This window comes from Streptomyces sp. NPDC034670 (genome assembly GCF_055574875.1).
Window position 1 is genome coordinate 35,630 of sequence record NZ_JBVITR010000016.1, and the last position, 14,982, is coordinate 50,611.

12 protein-coding genes are annotated in these 14,982 nt (G+C 76.7%); 2 read left to right on the top strand and 10 right to left on the bottom strand.

Annotation, left to right across the window (positions count from 1 at the left end; translation table 11 throughout):
• Nucleotides 1–780: chaplin (locus ACZ56B_RS14005; protein ID WP_468789602.1), on the top strand; the 780-nt coding region annotated here is incomplete at its 5' end.
• A 154-nt stretch (nucleotides 781–934) separates the two neighbouring features.
• Here ACZ56B_RS14005 and ACZ56B_RS14010 read toward each other — a convergent pair.
• Both ACZ56B_RS14010 and ACZ56B_RS14015 read right to left on the bottom strand, forming a co-directional pair.
• Nucleotides 935–2,197 carry an NAD(P)-binding domain-containing protein gene (locus tag ACZ56B_RS14010; RefSeq protein WP_468789718.1) on the bottom strand — a complete coding sequence of 421 codons (1,263 nt, stop codon included), beginning with the start codon at nucleotides 2,195–2,197 and terminating at the stop codon, nucleotides 935–937.
• Between the two features lie 2 nt (nucleotides 2,198–2,199).
• Nucleotides 2,200–3,453, bottom strand: coding sequence for a carboxylate--amine ligase (locus ACZ56B_RS14015; protein WP_468789604.1), 1,254 nt, complete (start codon nucleotides 3,451–3,453; stop codon nucleotides 2,200–2,202).
• Between the two features lie 250 nt (nucleotides 3,454–3,703).
• Here ACZ56B_RS14015 and ACZ56B_RS14020 point away from each other — a divergent pair, with 250 nt between their 5' ends.
• Entirely contained in the window at nucleotides 3,704–4,960 is a 1,257-nt protein-coding gene (locus tag ACZ56B_RS14020) for a glycoside hydrolase family 26 protein (protein WP_468789606.1), read from the top strand.
• A gap of 26 nt (nucleotides 4,961–4,986) precedes the next feature.
• Here ACZ56B_RS14020 and ACZ56B_RS14025 read toward each other — a convergent pair whose 3' ends face one another.
• The 8 genes from ACZ56B_RS14025 to ACZ56B_RS14060 are packed head-to-tail and all read right to left on the bottom strand — an operon-like array spanning nucleotide 4,987 to nucleotide 14,449.
• The gene (locus tag ACZ56B_RS14025; RefSeq protein ID WP_468789608.1) at nucleotides 4,987–5,655 is read right to left on the bottom strand and encodes a YveK family protein; all 669 of its coding nucleotides are present in this window, start codon (nucleotides 5,653–5,655) and stop codon (nucleotides 4,987–4,989) included.
• The gene (locus ACZ56B_RS14030) at nucleotides 5,652–6,824 is read right to left on the bottom strand and encodes a glycosyltransferase (protein WP_468789610.1); all 1,173 of its coding nucleotides are present in this window, start codon (nucleotides 6,822–6,824) and stop codon (nucleotides 5,652–5,654) included. Before ACZ56B_RS14030 ends, ACZ56B_RS14025 begins: the two co-directional genes overlap by 4 nt.
• A 1-nt stretch (nucleotide 6,825) precedes the next feature.
• Complete coding sequence (locus tag ACZ56B_RS14035) at nucleotides 6,826–7,593, bottom strand: polysaccharide deacetylase family protein (RefSeq protein ID WP_468789612.1); 768 nt, start codon at nucleotides 7,591–7,593, stop codon at nucleotides 6,826–6,828.
• On the bottom strand, nucleotides 7,577–9,271 hold the full coding sequence (gene murJ, locus ACZ56B_RS14040) for a murein biosynthesis integral membrane protein MurJ (RefSeq protein ID WP_468789614.1): 1,695 nt from the start codon (nucleotides 9,269–9,271) through the stop codon (nucleotides 7,577–7,579). Before murJ ends, ACZ56B_RS14035 begins: the two co-directional genes overlap by 17 nt.
• Nucleotides 9,268–10,611: an O-antigen ligase family protein gene (locus ACZ56B_RS14045; protein ID WP_468789616.1), complete on the bottom strand. Its 1,344-nt coding sequence runs from the start codon at nucleotides 10,609–10,611 to the stop codon at nucleotides 9,268–9,270. Before ACZ56B_RS14045 ends, murJ begins: the two co-directional genes overlap by 4 nt.
• 6 nt (nucleotides 10,612–10,617) lie before the next feature.
• Nucleotides 10,618–12,063, bottom strand: a complete 1,446-nt coding sequence (locus ACZ56B_RS14050) for an exopolysaccharide biosynthesis polyprenyl glycosylphosphotransferase (protein ID WP_468789618.1) — start codon at nucleotides 12,061–12,063, stop codon at nucleotides 10,618–10,620.
• A complete protein-coding gene (locus ACZ56B_RS14055) occupies nucleotides 12,060–13,328 on the bottom strand; it encodes a glycosyltransferase (protein WP_468789620.1) in 1,269 nt (422 codons plus the stop codon). The genes ACZ56B_RS14050 and ACZ56B_RS14055 overlap by 4 nt, the downstream gene beginning before the upstream one ends.
• Before the next feature lie 29 nt (nucleotides 13,329–13,357).
• On the bottom strand, nucleotides 13,358–14,449 hold the full coding sequence (locus ACZ56B_RS14060; RefSeq protein ID WP_468789622.1) for a DUF3344 domain-containing protein: 1,092 nt from the start codon (nucleotides 14,447–14,449) through the stop codon (nucleotides 13,358–13,360).
• Between the last annotated feature and the right edge of the window lie 533 nt (nucleotides 14,450–14,982).

A 14,982-nucleotide genomic window follows, 5' to 3' on the forward strand; every position in this document is an offset into this window, starting at 1 on the left:
CGTTCCGCGGGCTCCTCGTACGGTGACTCCTCGTACGGCGACTCGTCCCGCGGCGGCTCCTCGCACGGCGGGTCCGGCGGCGGCGCGCACGCGGTCGGCGGCACCGAGGATTCTCCCGGTGTGCTGTCCGGGAACAACGTGCAGGCGCCGGTGCACGTGCCGGTGAACGTGTGCGGCAACGACGTCACCGCGATCGGGGCGTTCAACAGCGCGGCCGGCAACTCCTGCGCCAACGGCTCGCACGCGCACGGGTCCGGGAAGGACCGTTCCGCGGGCTCCTCGTACGGTGACTCCTCGTACGGCGACTCGTCCCGCGGCGGCTCCTCGCACGGCGGGTCCGGCGGCGGCGCGCACGCGGTCGGCGGTGCCGAGGACTCCCCCGGCCTGCTGTCCGGGAACAACGTGCAGGCGCCGCTGTACCTGCCGGTGAACGTGTGCGGCAACGACGTCACCCTGATCGGGGCGTTCAACGGCGCGTACGGCAACTCCTGCGAGAACGACGCGCAGGGGCCGTCCGGGCCCGGTTACGGCTCCGAGGACGACACGCCCCCGCGCGCCGCCGCCCCGGCGCCCGAGCCCGAGCCCGAGCCCGTCAGGAGCGTGCCCGGCAAGAAGACGCCGCCCGCGCCCGTGTCCGTCGACGAGGAGCGGCCCGGCCCCGGGCTCCACCTGGCCGAGACCGGCGCCGAGGGCCTGATCACCGCCTCGGCCGCCAGCGCCGCGCTGATCGCGGGCGGGGCGATGCTGTACCGCCGCCGGCGCGCCGGCGCCCGCTCCTAACCGCTCCCGGCGCCGGGCACACCCGCCCGGCACCCACCGGACCCCGGCACGTCCCCCGGACCGACCCGGACCACCCGCGAGGTGGCCGAACCGGTCCGGGGGACGAACCGTGTGCGGGGCGGACGGCGCACGTCGCGCACCGCCCGCCCCGGCGTCAGGGGCCCACCGGTGACGGCGACGCGCTCCGGCTGCCGGCCGGGACGGGAACCGTCCCGCGCGGCGGGGTCGCCCTGAGCCGGCGGCGCACCCCCTGCACGAGGGTCGCCGCCGTGAACGACGCACCGTGGACGAAGCGCATGGCCGGGCCGAAGCCGGACGCGGTCACCAGGCCCGCGAGGAACAGCCCGGGGTGGGACGACTCGAAGGTGTGCCCGAGGGCCGGGGAGCCGTCGGACAGGGTGGCCAGCGTGCCGCGCAGCTCGGCGGAGAGCAGTCCGAGCCGGTCGCAGCGCGCCCGGAACCCGGTGGCGGCGATGACGTGTTCGGTCTCCAGGCTGCGCCGGCCGCCCCTGAGGTCGATCGTCTCCAGCAGCACCCCGCCCGGCACCGCACTGGCCCGGGTGACCTCGTGGCCCGGCAGCAGGTCCACCGCCCGCTCCACCCGGTCCCGCACCCACCAGGCGCCCGCCGGCCCCAGCGCCGTGGCCGCGATGCGCGACCGGGTCGCCTCCGGCAGCCGCCGGAACAGGCCGGGGCGCTCGGAGTAGAACCAGTTCCGCCAGCCGGGGCCCAGCCCGCTGTGCGGGGAGCGGACCGACTGCCACCAGGGCCGCTCCCAGGGCGGCGGCACGTCGTTCCACCGCAGCCGCTCCGCCCGCGCCAGCACCCGCACCCGCGTGCCCTGCTCGGCGAGCAGCGCCGCGATCTCCAGCGCCGCCTGGCCACCGCCGATCACCGTGACGTCCTTGCCCTGGAAGGGGCCGAGATCGCTGTGGTGGCTGCTGTGCGTGACCAGCGCGGGGTGCAGCCCGCGCAGGGTCTGCGGCACCTCGATGAACGGCATCACCCCGACCGCCAGCGCCACGGTCCGCGCGCGCAGCGCCTCCCCGTCCTCGGTGACCACCGCGAAGCCGTCCGGACCGGGCGTCACCCGGGTCACCGTGCGCTCGTCCACCGCCGGCACGGCGTGCCGGGCGAACCACAGGCCGTACGACGCGAACTCCTCCACCGGGATCGGCTGGGCGTGACGTGCCGTCAGCCCCTGCTCGGCGCAGTAGGCGTCCAGCCGCCAGCGGCCGTCCGGGTCGGAGAGGTTGGACGCCCACGGCTCGGACTTCAGGAACATGCCGCAGGGCATGTGGTCCCGCCAGGACGCCATGGGCCGGCCGAACACGCGCAGGTTCAGCCCGGCGGCCGCGGCGTGGGACGCGATCGACAGACCGTACGGACCCGCGCCCACCACCAGAAGGTCGTACATCATCAGCTGCTCGCTTTCTCGTTGTCGGTCAGGGAGGGCGAGACCGCCCGGGGGGCGGGGCGCGGGGCCGGCACCGGGGCCGCCGCGGTCAGCCGCTCGCGCAGCCGGCCGGTCACGTGACGGCACCACAGGGCCCACATCGCCCGCCCGGGGCCGCGGTCGTCCCGGGCGTACCAGGCCAGTTCGCGGCCGCCCGGCGCCGTGCGCAGCGCGGCGAACGGCGCGTAGTTCTCCACCACGAACGCCCGTCCGGCCACCGGGTCCCCGTCCGGCAGCCCACGGCCGGTCAGGTCCAGGTGCAGGGCGCGGACGACGTCCAGTCCCGCGCTGTCCGCGAAGAGCCGGAACTGGGCGCCGGGACGCGGGTTGAAGTCGAGCAGGTGGTAACGGCCCGACGTGCCGCAGCGGCGGAAGTCGAGGTCGAGGACGCCGCGGTAGCCGAGTTCGCCGACGAGCCGCTCGGCCAGCGCCCGCACCTCGGGGTTGGGCGTCCAGCGGCCCACGGCGGTCAGGCCCGCCCCGCGCGGCCAGGACAGCTGCTTGCGGCCCGGCCCGCCCGCCCGGACGGTGCCCTCGCGGTCGGCGTAGCCGTGGAAGAACCAGTCCCGGTCCGGCCCCGGCGGCAGGTACGCCTGCAGCAGCAGCCGGCTTCCGGCCTCCTCGGTGCGCAGGTACAGCTCCCGGGCCTGCTGCGCGGAGTGCACCAGCCGGGTGCTGCGCAGCCCGCTCCCGGACGGCAGCAGCCAGGGCCGGCTCCACTTCGCCACCAGCGGCAGCCCGAGCCGCCGGGCGTCGTCGGCGGCCCGCTCCGGACCGTCCGGGACCAGCGTCACCGGGTGCGGGACGCCCGCGGACGCGCACACGGCGGCCAGTTCCGCCTTGTCGGCGACGCGCTCGGGCAGGGTGCCCGGCATCTCCGGCAGCAGGTAACGGGGGGTCAGGTCGTCCCGCGCGCGGGCGGCGGCGAGGGCGCTCGCGTCGTCCAGCGGGACCAGCACGGCGGGTCGCCCGACCCGGTCGGCCACGCGGCGCAGTACGGCGAGGATCTCCCGCTCCGACGCCCCCGGGGGAGGCGGGGGGTGCATCCGGTGCACGTAACGCGACCGCCGGACGGGGCTTCCCGCCGTGTCGGCGACGAGGTGCACCTCCACACCCGCCCGGCCGAGCGACCGCACCGCCCCCAGCGTTCCGTGGTGAAAGGGATTCCGGTCCGTCCGCAGCAGTACGGCGGGGACACGGAGGTCGAACGACGACATGGTTTCTCACGCTCCTTCAGTTTCCTTCCGGCACTTCTTCCGAAGTCGTTCCGGGCTCCTTCCGGGCTCCTTCGGATTTCTCCCGGCTTCCTTCCGGCCTTCTCCGCGCCGGCTCACCCACACGGACGATCCCGGCACTCGAAAGCCGCATGACGCTGGCGCCGCCGGTTTTCCTGTGCCTTTACTTCGTATGACTGTTCGTCAACAAAGAGAACAGCGAACCCAGGCGGACGAGCGAAAAGGAGCAGCCATGGCCCCACAGCATCAGCGGGCCCGAGTGCGCTGGCTGGCCGTGGGCGCGGCGGCGGTCGTCGTGTCGGCCGCCCTGGCGGCCGGCCCCGTGACAGGGGGCGGGGCCGCGCGGACCGACGACTCCCGCCCGCCGGCTCCGGCCCCGACGGTGCCCGCCGTGACGCCCCCCGCGCCCGTGGCGCCGGCCCCGCCCCTGCCGCCGCTCACCGTCCCCGAGCTGCGGGCGCCCCGTCAGGAGACCCCGGCGTTCGGGGCGTTCCTCGCCTCGGACGCCCGGGGCGTGGCCCGCATGGAGCAGCTGAGCCGCTGGCTGGGCGGCGCCGAGCTGCGCGTCGGGCACACCTACCTGCCCGGCAACCACTGGAGCGACATCGAGGGCCGCGTCGGCTTCCTCGAGGACTGGGCGCGCTGGCGCAACGAGAAGGACGACCGGATGCTCGTCCTCAACGTCCCCCTGCAGGAGCGCAACGAGGCGGGCGTCCCCGACGCCGAGGTGCGCCGGCTGCTGCGGCGGGGCGCCGCCGGGGAGTTCGACCACCACTTCCGCGCGCTCGCCGAGCGGCTGGTCGAGCTGAAGGTGCCGGACACGATCCTGGTGCTCGGCTGGGAGATGAACGGCACCACCTACACCCATCGGTGCGGGCCCGACCCGGAGTCCTGGAAGAAGTACTGGAACCGGATCGTCGCCACGATGCGCGCGGTGCCGGGCCAGGACTTCCGGTTCGACTTCGCGCCGAGCCGCGGCCGGGACGCCGTTCCCTGGACCGAGTGCTATCCGGGGGACGACACGGTCGACATCATCGGCATGGACTCCTACGACCAGCCGTCCGGAATGTCGTTCGACGAACAGGTGAAGGAACCCTACGGGCTCCAGGCGCACGTGGATTTCGCGAAAGCCCACGGAAAACCGATCTCCTACCCCGAATGGGGGCTCTTCCGCAACGGCGACAATCCCGAGTACATGCGGCGCATGCTCGCGTGGATGGACGAGCAGCGGCCGCTGTACAACACGGTGACCGACTACTGCCCGCACGGTGTGTGGCAGTGCGGCGACAACCCCGAGTCGTCCCGCGTCTACCGGTCCGTGCTCTCCGGCCGCTCGGACGGGCCGGCCCCGGTCCCCACGCCGGCCGTGCCCGCCGCTCCGCCGCCCCGGGAGAGCTGCTCGCCGCTGGACCTGGGCAGCTGGGTGGAGCAGTGGCTCGGCGGGAAGGCCTGCCTCCGCCTCGGCTGGTGGCCGGGCGGCACGTCCTGACGCCGGACCGGCCGGGTGCACCGCCGTCACCGCTGCCCGTGCGCGTCGGCGGCGGTGGCCGGGCCCGGCACCGAGGCGGCCGGCACGGGGTCCCCGTCCCGGCCGGGCCGCCTCGGCCGCACCAGCAGGGCCAGACCGCCCAGCAGTCCGCCGGCGCCCGCGCCCACCAGCGTGGTCACCGCCGACGACGCGGACGCCGGCTCGCCCGGCTCCACCGCGCGCGAGAACTGCACGAGCCGGACCTGGGTGCTGCCCTTGGTGTCCTCCGCGTGCCGGGTCAGCGAGCGGGAGACCGCGTCGGCCATGTCGACGGCGAGCCCGGGCCGCGCGGAGGTGGCCGTGACGGCGACCATCGGCGCGTCCGGCGAGGTCGCCGCGCGGACGCTGTCCCGCAGCGTCCGCACCGGCACGCCGGCCCACACCTGCGCGTCGCCGAGCACCGCGAGCTGCGTGGCCACCCGGCCGTACGCCTGTGCGAAACCGCGGGCGGCCTCCGGGGACGCCTTGTCCGTCGGCACGGCGACGACGTAGCTGGTGGCCGTGTACACCGGGGGCGTGAGCAGCCCGTACACGCCGCCGCACAGACCGCCGGCGAGGGTGCCCGCCACGAGCGCGGACCAGGCCGGCAGGCTCCTGACGCGGGCCAGCGAGGAGGCCAGGGACGGACGGCGCCGACGGGCCGGTGTGTCGGTCATGACGGGTGTGCTCCCTGTCGAGGTGCGGGGGACGGCGACGTGCCGCCGAGGGCCGCCGCGTACACGTCCATGAGGCGGGCGGTGCTGCGGGTGATGCTGTAGTGGTGCGCGGCCCCGGGCGCCGTGCGCGGCCCGGGACCCGCCGCGCGGACCTCGGCGATCGCGCGGGCGTACTCCTCGGGGCCGCCGCGCACCCGCCGGGCGCCGGCGGCGGCCCCCGCGGGCAGGTCCTCGATCGCCGGGCAGGCGGCGTAGAGCACGGGCAGGCCCGACGCCAGCGCCTCCACGGCCGCCAGACCGAAGGCCTCCTCCGCGGACGGGGCGGCGAGCAGGTCCATCGCCGAGGTGAGCGAGGGCAGGTCCGGCCCCGGGGAGCCGTCGGGGACGCAGGGGCGTTCGCCGGTGAACAGGACCCGGCCGGCCACCCCGGCCTCGTGGGCCGTGCGGCGCAGGAGGTGCTCCTCGGGGCCGCCGCCCACCAGCAGCAGCCAGTGGTCCTCCGGCAGCCGGGCCAGCGCGCGGACGAGGACGTCGAACCGCTTGCCGCTCACGAGCCGTCCGACCCCGCCGACCACGAACGCCCCCTCCGGCAGGCCGAGGCGCCGGCGGGTGCGCTCCCGCCGGCCGGGGTCGAAGCGGAAACGCTCCAGGTCGATGCCGTTGGGCACGACCTCGATGCGCGGCGCGGGCACGCCCCAGCGCTTCAGGCGCTCGGCCACGGCGTCGGAGACGGCGACCGTCGCCGAACCGAGCCGCTCGCTGGCGAGGTACAGCGCGCGCACCCCCGCCGTCAGCCTGCGGCCCTCCATCTGCGAGTCGCCCAGCGAGTGCTCGGTGGCGACGACCGCGCGGACCCCGGCGGCGCGCGCGGCGAGCCGGCCGTAGACGCAGGCCCGGTACAGGTGCGTGTGCACCAGGTCGTAGCCGCCGGAGCGGATCACCCGGACCAGGCGCGGGAGCGCGGCCAGGTCGCGGTTGCCGCCCATGCCCAGGTGCACGACGCGGACGCCGTCGGCGGCGAGGCCGTCGGCGACCGCACCGGGGTTGGTGAGCGTCACCACGTCGCAGTCGGCGGGCAGGTGGCGCAGCAGCAGCCGCAGCTGCTGCTCGGCCCCGCCGACGCCGAGACCGGTGATGACGTGCAGCACCCTCAGACCGGACGCCCCCATCTCACACCCCCTCCGCCGGGCGCCGGCGCAGCCGGTGCAGCCGGTACTTCAGACGCAGGCGCCACGCCGTGTCGTTCTGGCCGACGTGGGCGCGCGGCAGGGCGTGCGGACCGGTCAGCGGGCCGGGGTCGATGGCGCAGGCGTAGGCGTAGCCCGCCTCCCGCACGGCCGCGACGGCGCGGGCGTCGACCGTGCCGTACGGGTAGCAGAAGCCCTCGACCCGGGTGCCGGTCAGCTCCGCGAGCCGCTCCCGGCTCTCGACGACCTCGGTCTTCAGGGCGACGTCGTCCGCCTTCGTGAGGTCGACGTGCGTCAGCCCGTGCGAGCCGATCTCCACGCCCTCGGCGGCCGCGTGCCGGATGCCGTCCGCGGTCAGCAGCGGCTTGCGCGGGCCGAGCGGGTCCCAGGCGTTGTCGCCGCCGAGCCGCCCGGGCAGCACGAAGAGGGTGGCGCCGCAGTCCCAGCGGTGCAGCAGCGGCAGGGCGTCGGTGACGAAGTCGGCGTACCCGTCGTCGAAGGTGAGCCCGACCAGGTCCCGCCCCTCGCCCCGGGCGCGGGCGGCGAGCAGCTCGGCCACGGACACGCCCCGCAGCCCGCGCCGGCGCAGCCAGGCCAGCTGCTCCGCGAGCCGCTCGGGGGTGACGGTGATGCGGTAGGGGTCGTCCGAGCAGTCGCCCACCGAGTGGTACATCGCCACCCACGGGACGGGACCCGGGCGGCGCGGGGCGGGGAGGGCGCCGTGGGCGGTGGATTCAACGGAAGCGGCCATGTGCGAGCTTTCGTGTGACGGTGCGCGCGGAGCGCAGTGCGGATGCGGAACCCTGGACCCCCAGGGCCAGGCAGAGGACGGTGAAGACGACGGTCACGGTCAGGCAGCCGGCCGCGAGGCCCGCCGCCGACGAGGAGGGCCGGCCCGCGGCGAACGCCCCGGCGGCGGTGGCGGCGGCCGCGGCGAGCACGGGCCCGCCCAGCCCGGCCAGGACCCGGCGGACGCGGATCGAGACGCCGGGGGAGCCGGCCCGCCGGGCGGTGCGCAGCCCGGCCAGCAGCAGGGCGGCGGTGACGGTGATGCCGAAGGCGTTGGCGGCGGCGATCCCCGCCACCCCCCAGCGGTCCACGGTCGCGGCGCCGATCAGGGAGGTCGCGACGACGCCCGCGGCCATCACGCCGAGGGGGTACCAGCTGGGCAGGCCCGTCGAGAAGTACGAGCGGATCAGGGCGCCCACCAGCGTCTGGCCCAGCAGCCCGAGCGCGTACACGCGCATGACGTCCGCCGTCGCGGCGGTGTCGCCCGCGGTGAACGCGCCCCGCTGGAAGAGCAGTTCGATCATCTGCGGGGCGCAGGCGAGCACCGCGCCCATGCCCAGCAGCACCACGCAGGAGGCCAGCACCAGGTCCCGCTCCACGCGGGAGCGGGCCCGCTCGGTGTCGCCGTCCGCGAGCGCCCGCGCCACCACGGGGAAGGTGACGGTGCACAGCATCAGCGACAGCGTCATCGGGATCTGCGCGACCTTCTGCGCGTAGTTGAGGTGCGAGATGGCCCCGGCGGGGAGCGAGGAGGCCAGGAAGCGCTCGACGAGGACCTGCGACTGGCGGCACAGCGCGAACAGGAGCACGGCGGCGATCAGGGCGAGGCGCACCGGCCGCTCCCCGTCCCCGGCCCCGCCCCCGGAACCGCCGGGCGCGGGGGAGCGCGACGTCAGCTGCCGCAGCAGCGGGGGGAGTTGCACCGCCACCATCAGGCAGCCGCCCACCGCGACCCCGACCGCCGCGGAGCGCACCCCCCACGCGCCGCCGAGCAGGAACATCGCGGCGACGATGCCGGTGTTGTAGGCGACGTAGATCGCCGCCGGCGCGACGAAGCGGCGGTGGGCCCGCAGGGCGGCGCTGCAGTACCCGGCGAGCCCGAAGGCCAGCACGCTGATCGCCGTGAGCCGGGTGCAGTCGACGGCCAGGTCCGGATCGGGCAGCCCCGGCGCCAGGACCCGGACGAGGTGGGGGGCCGTACCGGCGACCAGCGCGGCCACCGCGGCGAAGGCCAGGCACAGCCGGGGCAGGGTGGCGGCGACCAGGGCGCGGACCGGGTCGCCCGCGGCGCCCCGGGCCCGCCGGGCCAGCGCCATGCTGAACGCCGGGATCAGGGCGATCGCCAGCCCGTCCTCGATCAGCAGCGTCGCGGCGATCTCCGGCACGGTCCAGGCGACCAGGAAGGCGTCCGTGTCGCTCCCGGCGCCGAACAGCCGGGCCAGCGACTGGTCGCGCACCAGGCCCAGCAGGGAGCCGGCGACGGACAGCGCCGCCGTGACGAGCGCGGCCCGGGCGAGGAACCGCCGGGACGGGGAGGCGTGGTCGCCGCCGTCCCCGGCCGGGCCTGCGGTACGCGCCGCGGGGACGGCCGCCGCCTCGTCGGCCGCGGGCCCGGGGGCCCGCGGGGGCACCACGGTCATCGCGCCACCGCCCCCTCGGCCCGCGCGGCCGCCCCCGCGGGGCGCGCGGCCTCCACCCGCTCGCCGTCGGCCAGCGCCCACCACGCCGCGAGGCCCAGGCCCACGGCGGTCAGCACGGTGGAGGGGCCGCCGATGTCGCCGTACACGAAGTCGGTCAGCGTCCAGACCAGCAGCCCGCAGGCGATGAGCCCGCAGTCGACCCCCCGCCCGTGCTGGCGCGCCCGCAGCAGCCTGCGCAGCCCGCACACCAGCAGCGCCAGCCAGCTCCCGGCGAGCGCGAGCAGCCCGATCAGGCCCTGCTCGCTCAGCACCAGCAGGTACATGCTGTGCGGGGAGAGCAGCGCCTGTCTGTGGAACGTCTCTCCCGCGCCCGCGATGTCGCTGCCCGACGACAGCGCGAGGCCGGCGTGCGCGTCGCGGTGCTCGGGGAAGTTCTTCAGGCCCACGCCGGTCAACGGGTGTGCGCGCCACATGCCGGCGGCGGACGCCCACAGGGTGTACCGGTCCACGACCGACTGGTCGGGGGCGTCGGCGACCTGCGTGATGCTGCCGAGCCGCTCCTGCAGCTGCGCCGTGCCGACGCCGAAGCCGCCCACCAGGACCACGGCCGCGGCCACCACGGCCGCGGCCGTCCGCAGCGCCCGCCGCAGCCCGGCCGCGGTCAGCTGCACGGCGCACGTCAGGACGGTCGCGATCCAGGCGCCCCGGCTGAAGGAGAGCGCGAGCGGCGGCAGCAGCAGCAGGGCGCACCCGGCGGCCGCCGCCCGCTGCCGGGCCGGGGCCCGGCCCAGCGCGATCCCGACCGCGCACACCAGGCCCAGCGAGACCGCCGCCGCCATGCCCATCACGTCCTGGGCCCCGAAGGTGCCGACCGCGCGGACGGGCTCGCCCTGGTAGGAGGCGCCGGTCCGGGTGACGTACTGGTGCACGCCGACCGCCCCCTGCCACAGGGCGAGTCCCACGAACGTCCAGGCCAGCACGCGCAGGTCGGCCCGGTGGCGCAGCAGCACCAGCACGGCCGCCGGGACCAGCACGAAGACCTGGAGGTAGCGGCCCAGGCCGCTGAGGCCGGCCGTCGCCGAGGACGCCCCCATGGCGGCCAGCGCCAGTCCCACGACCGGCAGGCCCAGCACCACCGCCGCGGCCGGCGACAGCGGGCGCCGCCGCTCCCGCAGCAGGCGGACCGCGCAGTACGCCACCACCAGGGCGGAGACCGCGTCGGCGGGTCCCGCGCCGTCACCCGCCGAGGGCAGGGCGGGCAGGGCGACCACCGCCGCCAGCGGCAGGACCGGCGCCAGTGCGGCGGCCCGGCGCGGGAGCGGTGCGAGGGCGTGGCTCACGGTCGGTCAGCTCCCCGTCGGACGGACCAGCAGGGCGGCGGTGCGCAGCAGGATGCAGACGTCCTGCCACAGCGACCAGTCGTCGATGTAGGCGTTGTCGAACCGGCAGCGGTCCTCGATCGAGGTGTCACCGCGCAGCCCGTGGACCTGGGCCAGTCCGGTGATGCCGGTGCGCATCCGGTGGCGGGCCGCGTAACCGGGGTAGGTCCGGCTGAACTGCGCCACGAAGTAGGGGCGTTCGGGACGCGGCCCGACCAGGCTCATGTCGCCGCGGAGCACGTTCCACAGCTGCAGCAGCTCGTCCAGCGAGGTGCGGCGCAGCATGCGGCAGAACCGGCGCATCTCGTGCTCGTTGGCCACGCTCCACCGGGTCGCCGACTCGTGCTCGTCGACCGGGCGGTGGGTGCGGAACTTCAGCAGCGTGAACGGCTTCCCGTTCCTGCCGATGCGCTCCTGCCGGAACACCACGCCCGGCCCGTCGGTGAGCCGCAGCGTCACCGCGCACACCAGCAGCAGCGGGCTGACCAGCAGCAGCAGCGTCCCCGAGACCAGGATGTCGAGCATCCGCTTGCCGGCGCCGCCGGCGCGCGCCGGGGAGAGGTCCAGCCGCCGGCAGGGGAACCCGGCGAGCCGCTCCCGCGCCGCGTACGACGGGGAGCCGGCGTCGACCTCCCAGACCGCGCAGCCCGACGCGGCCAGCGCCCGCAGCAGCGGTTCCTGCTCGGCGCGCGCCGAGGGGTGCACGGCGAGCACCGCCCGCACCCCGTTCTGGATGACCGCCCGCTGGACCTCCTCGTCCGTGCGCAGCACCGGAACGCCCTCGGTGCCGTCCGGCTGGGCGTCGGCGACGACCCCCACCGGCCGTACGCCGCACCGGGGGTGGCGCAGCACGGCGGCGGCGACGCGCTGCGCGGTCGCCACCGGTCCGACGACGAGCGCGGCGTGCGGGTGGCGCAGCAGCGCGGCGCGCCGCCGCGCGTGCACGGCCGCGCGCAGCGCGCAGCCCGCGACCGCCTGCAGGGCGAGACCGGTCAGCACGGTCCGGGCGGACAGCGCCTGCTCCGGCCGGTACGCCGCCCAGAGCGCGGCCGCCGCCAGCCAGGCCACCGCGACGCGGCCGCACACGGCGGGCAGTTCCTCCAGCAGCCCCGCCGCCGGCGGGCCGCCGGCGCGCGGGCGCCACAGCAGCGCCGTGCCGACCAGCAGGACGACGAGCAGGGGATGGCGCTGGGCGCCGGTGAGCGCCAGCACGCCCAGCAGGGCGGCGGCACCGTCCGCGACGCGCGGCGGGACCGAGGAGGCCGGCCGCGCGGGGGGCCGTGCGGCCGGAGGCCGGAGGCCGGGGCCGGTGCTGCCGGTGTCGGTGCCGCGCGGCGGCATGACGGACACGGGTGCGGATCCGTGCTCCCGTGGCGTTGCGCCGGGGGAGGGCACGGTACGTTCGGCGGTCACGAGTGAATGGACTCCCTGTGCTCGGATGGCTCGGTGTGCTGTGTCGTCCGGTGGTCCCCGGCGGGCCCGGCCCCGTGGGACGGCCACCCCCGTGCGGGAGCGGACCGGGTGCCGAGCAGGTCGCGGTAGACGTCCGCGACCGCCCCGGCGGTGTGCCGCACGTCGTGGAGGGACAGCACGTGCCGGCGGCCCAGGTCGCCGAGCGAGGCGCGGAGCGGAGGGTCGAGCAGCAGCCCGCCCACGGCGCCGGCCAGCGCCCCGGGGTCCTCCGGCGGGACCAGGCAGCGGGCGGCGAAGGAGGGCGGCAGGCTCTCGCGGGCCCCGTCGACGTCCGTGACGACCACGGGCCGCCCGCAGGCCATCGCCTCCAGCGGGGCCAGCGCCATCCCCTCCCAGCGGGACGGCAGGACGACGAGGTCGGCGGCCCGGTACCAGGGGGTGGGGTCGCCGACGGCCCCCGCGAACAGCACGGACGCGGGGGCGTGCGCGCGCAGCCGGTCCCGGTCCGGTCCGTCGCCGACCAGGACGAGGCGGGCGCCGGGCACCCGGCGCACGACGTCGTCCCAGGCGCGCAGCAGGACGTCCTGCCCCTTCTGCCGGCACAGCCGGCCCACGCACACGGCGAGCGGCGCCCCCGGCGGGAGACCGGCGAGCGGTGCGAGCCCGGCCCGCGCGGCGTCGGCGGGGGCCGGGCGGAAGTGCTCGGGGTCGATGCCGTTGGGCACCACGGCCCACCGGCCGGCGATCCCGGCGCGCACGCCCGTCACGCGTTCCGCCTCGCTCACGCACACCACCCGCCCGGCCCACCGCGCGCCCCACCGCTCCCAGCGCAGCGCCAGGGCCGCGGTGCCCCCGTCCACCGCCTCGAACGACCAGGCGTGCGGCTGGAAGACGGTCGGGATCCGCCCGCGCACCGCGAGGCGCCCGGCGAGCCCGGCCTTCGCGCTGTGCGCGTGCACCAGGTCGGGGCGCACCTCGTCGATCAGCCGGGCGAGTTGCCGTACCTCCCTGACGAGCGAGGCGCCCGGCGACCGCGTCGCCCGCCAGTGCCGCACGTGTGCGCCGAGCGCCCGCAGCCGGTCGGCGAGCGCACCGCCGGGGCAGATCACGGCGACGTCCAGGCCGTCCGCCAGCTGGGCCCGGACCAGGTCCGTCACGACCCGCGCGACCCCGCCCTCCACCGGCTGGGTGAGGTGCAGGATCCGCGGCCGGCGGTCGGCGTGCGACGGGCCCGCGCACGTGGTTTCCCCGCTCCCGGGGTTCACGAGGGAACCCCGGGCGGGCCGCGGCGCGCTCACCGCCGGGCGTCGACGGCGGCGAAGAGCACGCCGGCCCACGCCGCGTCCCGCTGGGACGTCAACCGGAGGGTCGCCTCGTCACCGGAGTGCGGCAGGGCGCCCGCGAGGTCGAACACGTCGGAGTCGTAGCCGAGGGTGTGGGCGTACGCCGGCACCCGCGTCGGGGAGGTCCCGGGGTCGCTGATGGTGGAGTTCAGCACGTCGTCGGCGGGGTTGACGCGGTCGGCGAGCGCGGTGGTCGCGGGCGCGGACCCGCCGGTGGTCAGGACGAGCGAGTCGCCGCGGGTCCCGCGGTCGCCGTTGTACGCCACCAGGCCCGCCCGGCCCCCCGCGCCCGCGGGGAAGCCCAGGTCGCGCAGCGGGATCCGGGTCTCCCCGCGGCCCATCAGCGGCGCGAAGCCGTCCCAGAGCGCGAGGTGCCGCAGCGGCTCCGCCGGGTTCTCGTACGCCACGACCAGCGTCCAGCCGCCCCACGCGCCGGCCGCCGACCGGCCCATGGCCACGTTGACCTGCGCCACGGTGTACAGGCCCGGCCCGCTGTCCCGCACCAGTCGCGTCACGTCCGCCGAGGCCTGGAAGGCGTCCGCGCCGTCCGCCGCGCGGTGTCCCACGACCGTGTCCGCGAGGAGTTCCTTGTACTCCCCGCCCGGCTCGGCGATCAGCACCCGCCCGTTGTCCTCGAGCGGCTTCTGCTCGCCCACGCGCAGGTTGCCGCCCCAGTACAGGCGTGCGTACGTCACCCGGGAGCCGGCGGGCAGGAGGACCTCCGCGCGGGAGGAGTTGTAGGTGTTCGGGTCGCTGTCGACGTCGACGTAGAACATGTCGAAGTCGCCGTTCACCCCCTGGCCGCCCGTCTGCACGTCCCGGCAGGAGGACACCTGGGCGCGGCAGGTGATGGAGGTGTTGGCGGCGCGCGTGATGCCGCCGTGCTGGAGCGCGCGGTACCGCTGCTCGAACGCGAGGCCGGTGGCCTCGGGCGCGGGCGCGGCCGGCGCGGCGGCCGGGGAGCCGCAGGGCGCCCACACCGCGGCGAGGGCGAGGACACACACCGTCGCGTGACGAAGCAGTTGGCCCAGGGATTGGCGCATGACGGTCGGAGCCTTTCGGAAGGGGCGGGGCGACGGGCAGCGGGACGAGTGCGCCGCGTTCGCCCGGAGGAGGGCGTGAGGCGGTTCGCAACTCTAGTCAGCAAACGGACAAATTCACCGAAATTAAGTCAATGGCGGCATGTGTGTTGAAACCGTGAAGTCGACCGCCGTCGGCCACCGTCGTGCCGTGGAGCGGGGCCGGGTCCGGCCGGACCGGTCGGACGGCGGGGTGAACGGCGGATCGCGAACGGCGCACGACCGCTTGCGGGCGAGGCCCCCGGAGCACGGGCGACGACCCTGCCCGCCCCGGCCGGCACGACGCCGGCGGCGACGCGGGTCCCGCTGCTCCCGGCGTCGCCCTCCCCGCGCCCGCACCGCTGCCGCGGGCGCCGCGGGCGGCCCCGTGAGCCGTACGGCGCGACCGGGCTTTCTAAGCGCTCATATGAGGACTCGTCAATCTTCGCCCTCCCGGTTTCCGCTCCGGCCGGGGGTCGTTAGGCACGACGACAGATTTACCTCCGGCGACCCGCGTC

What these genes read in the sequence shown, in the direction of transcription:
- ACZ56B_RS14025 (WP_468789608.1), bottom strand. Translation starts at nt 5,655, where the DNA reads ATGACCGACACACCGGCCCGTCGGCGCCGTCCGTCCCTGGCCTCCTCG.
- ACZ56B_RS14030 (WP_468789610.1), bottom strand. Translation starts at nt 6,824, where the DNA reads ATGGGGGCGTCCGGTCTGAGGGTGCTGCACGTCATCACCGGTCTCGGC.
- ACZ56B_RS14010 (WP_468789718.1), bottom strand. Translation starts at nt 2,197, where the DNA reads ATGTACGACCTTCTGGTGGTGGGCGCGGGTCCGTACGGTCTGTCGATC.
- ACZ56B_RS14060 (WP_468789622.1), bottom strand. Translation starts at nt 14,449, where the DNA reads ATGCGCCAATCCCTGGGCCAACTGCTTCGTCACGCGACGGTGTGTGTC.
- ACZ56B_RS14015 (WP_468789604.1), bottom strand. Translation starts at nt 3,453, where the DNA reads ATGTCGTCGTTCGACCTCCGTGTCCCCGCCGTACTGCTGCGGACGGAC.
- ACZ56B_RS14020 (WP_468789606.1), top strand. Translation starts at nt 3,704, where the DNA reads ATGGCCCCACAGCATCAGCGGGCCCGAGTGCGCTGGCTGGCCGTGGGC.
- ACZ56B_RS14035 (WP_468789612.1), bottom strand. Translation starts at nt 7,593, where the DNA reads ATGGCCGCTTCCGTTGAATCCACCGCCCACGGCGCCCTCCCCGCCCCG.
- murJ (WP_468789614.1), bottom strand. Translation starts at nt 9,271, where the DNA reads ATGACCGTGGTGCCCCCGCGGGCCCCCGGGCCCGCGGCCGACGAGGCG.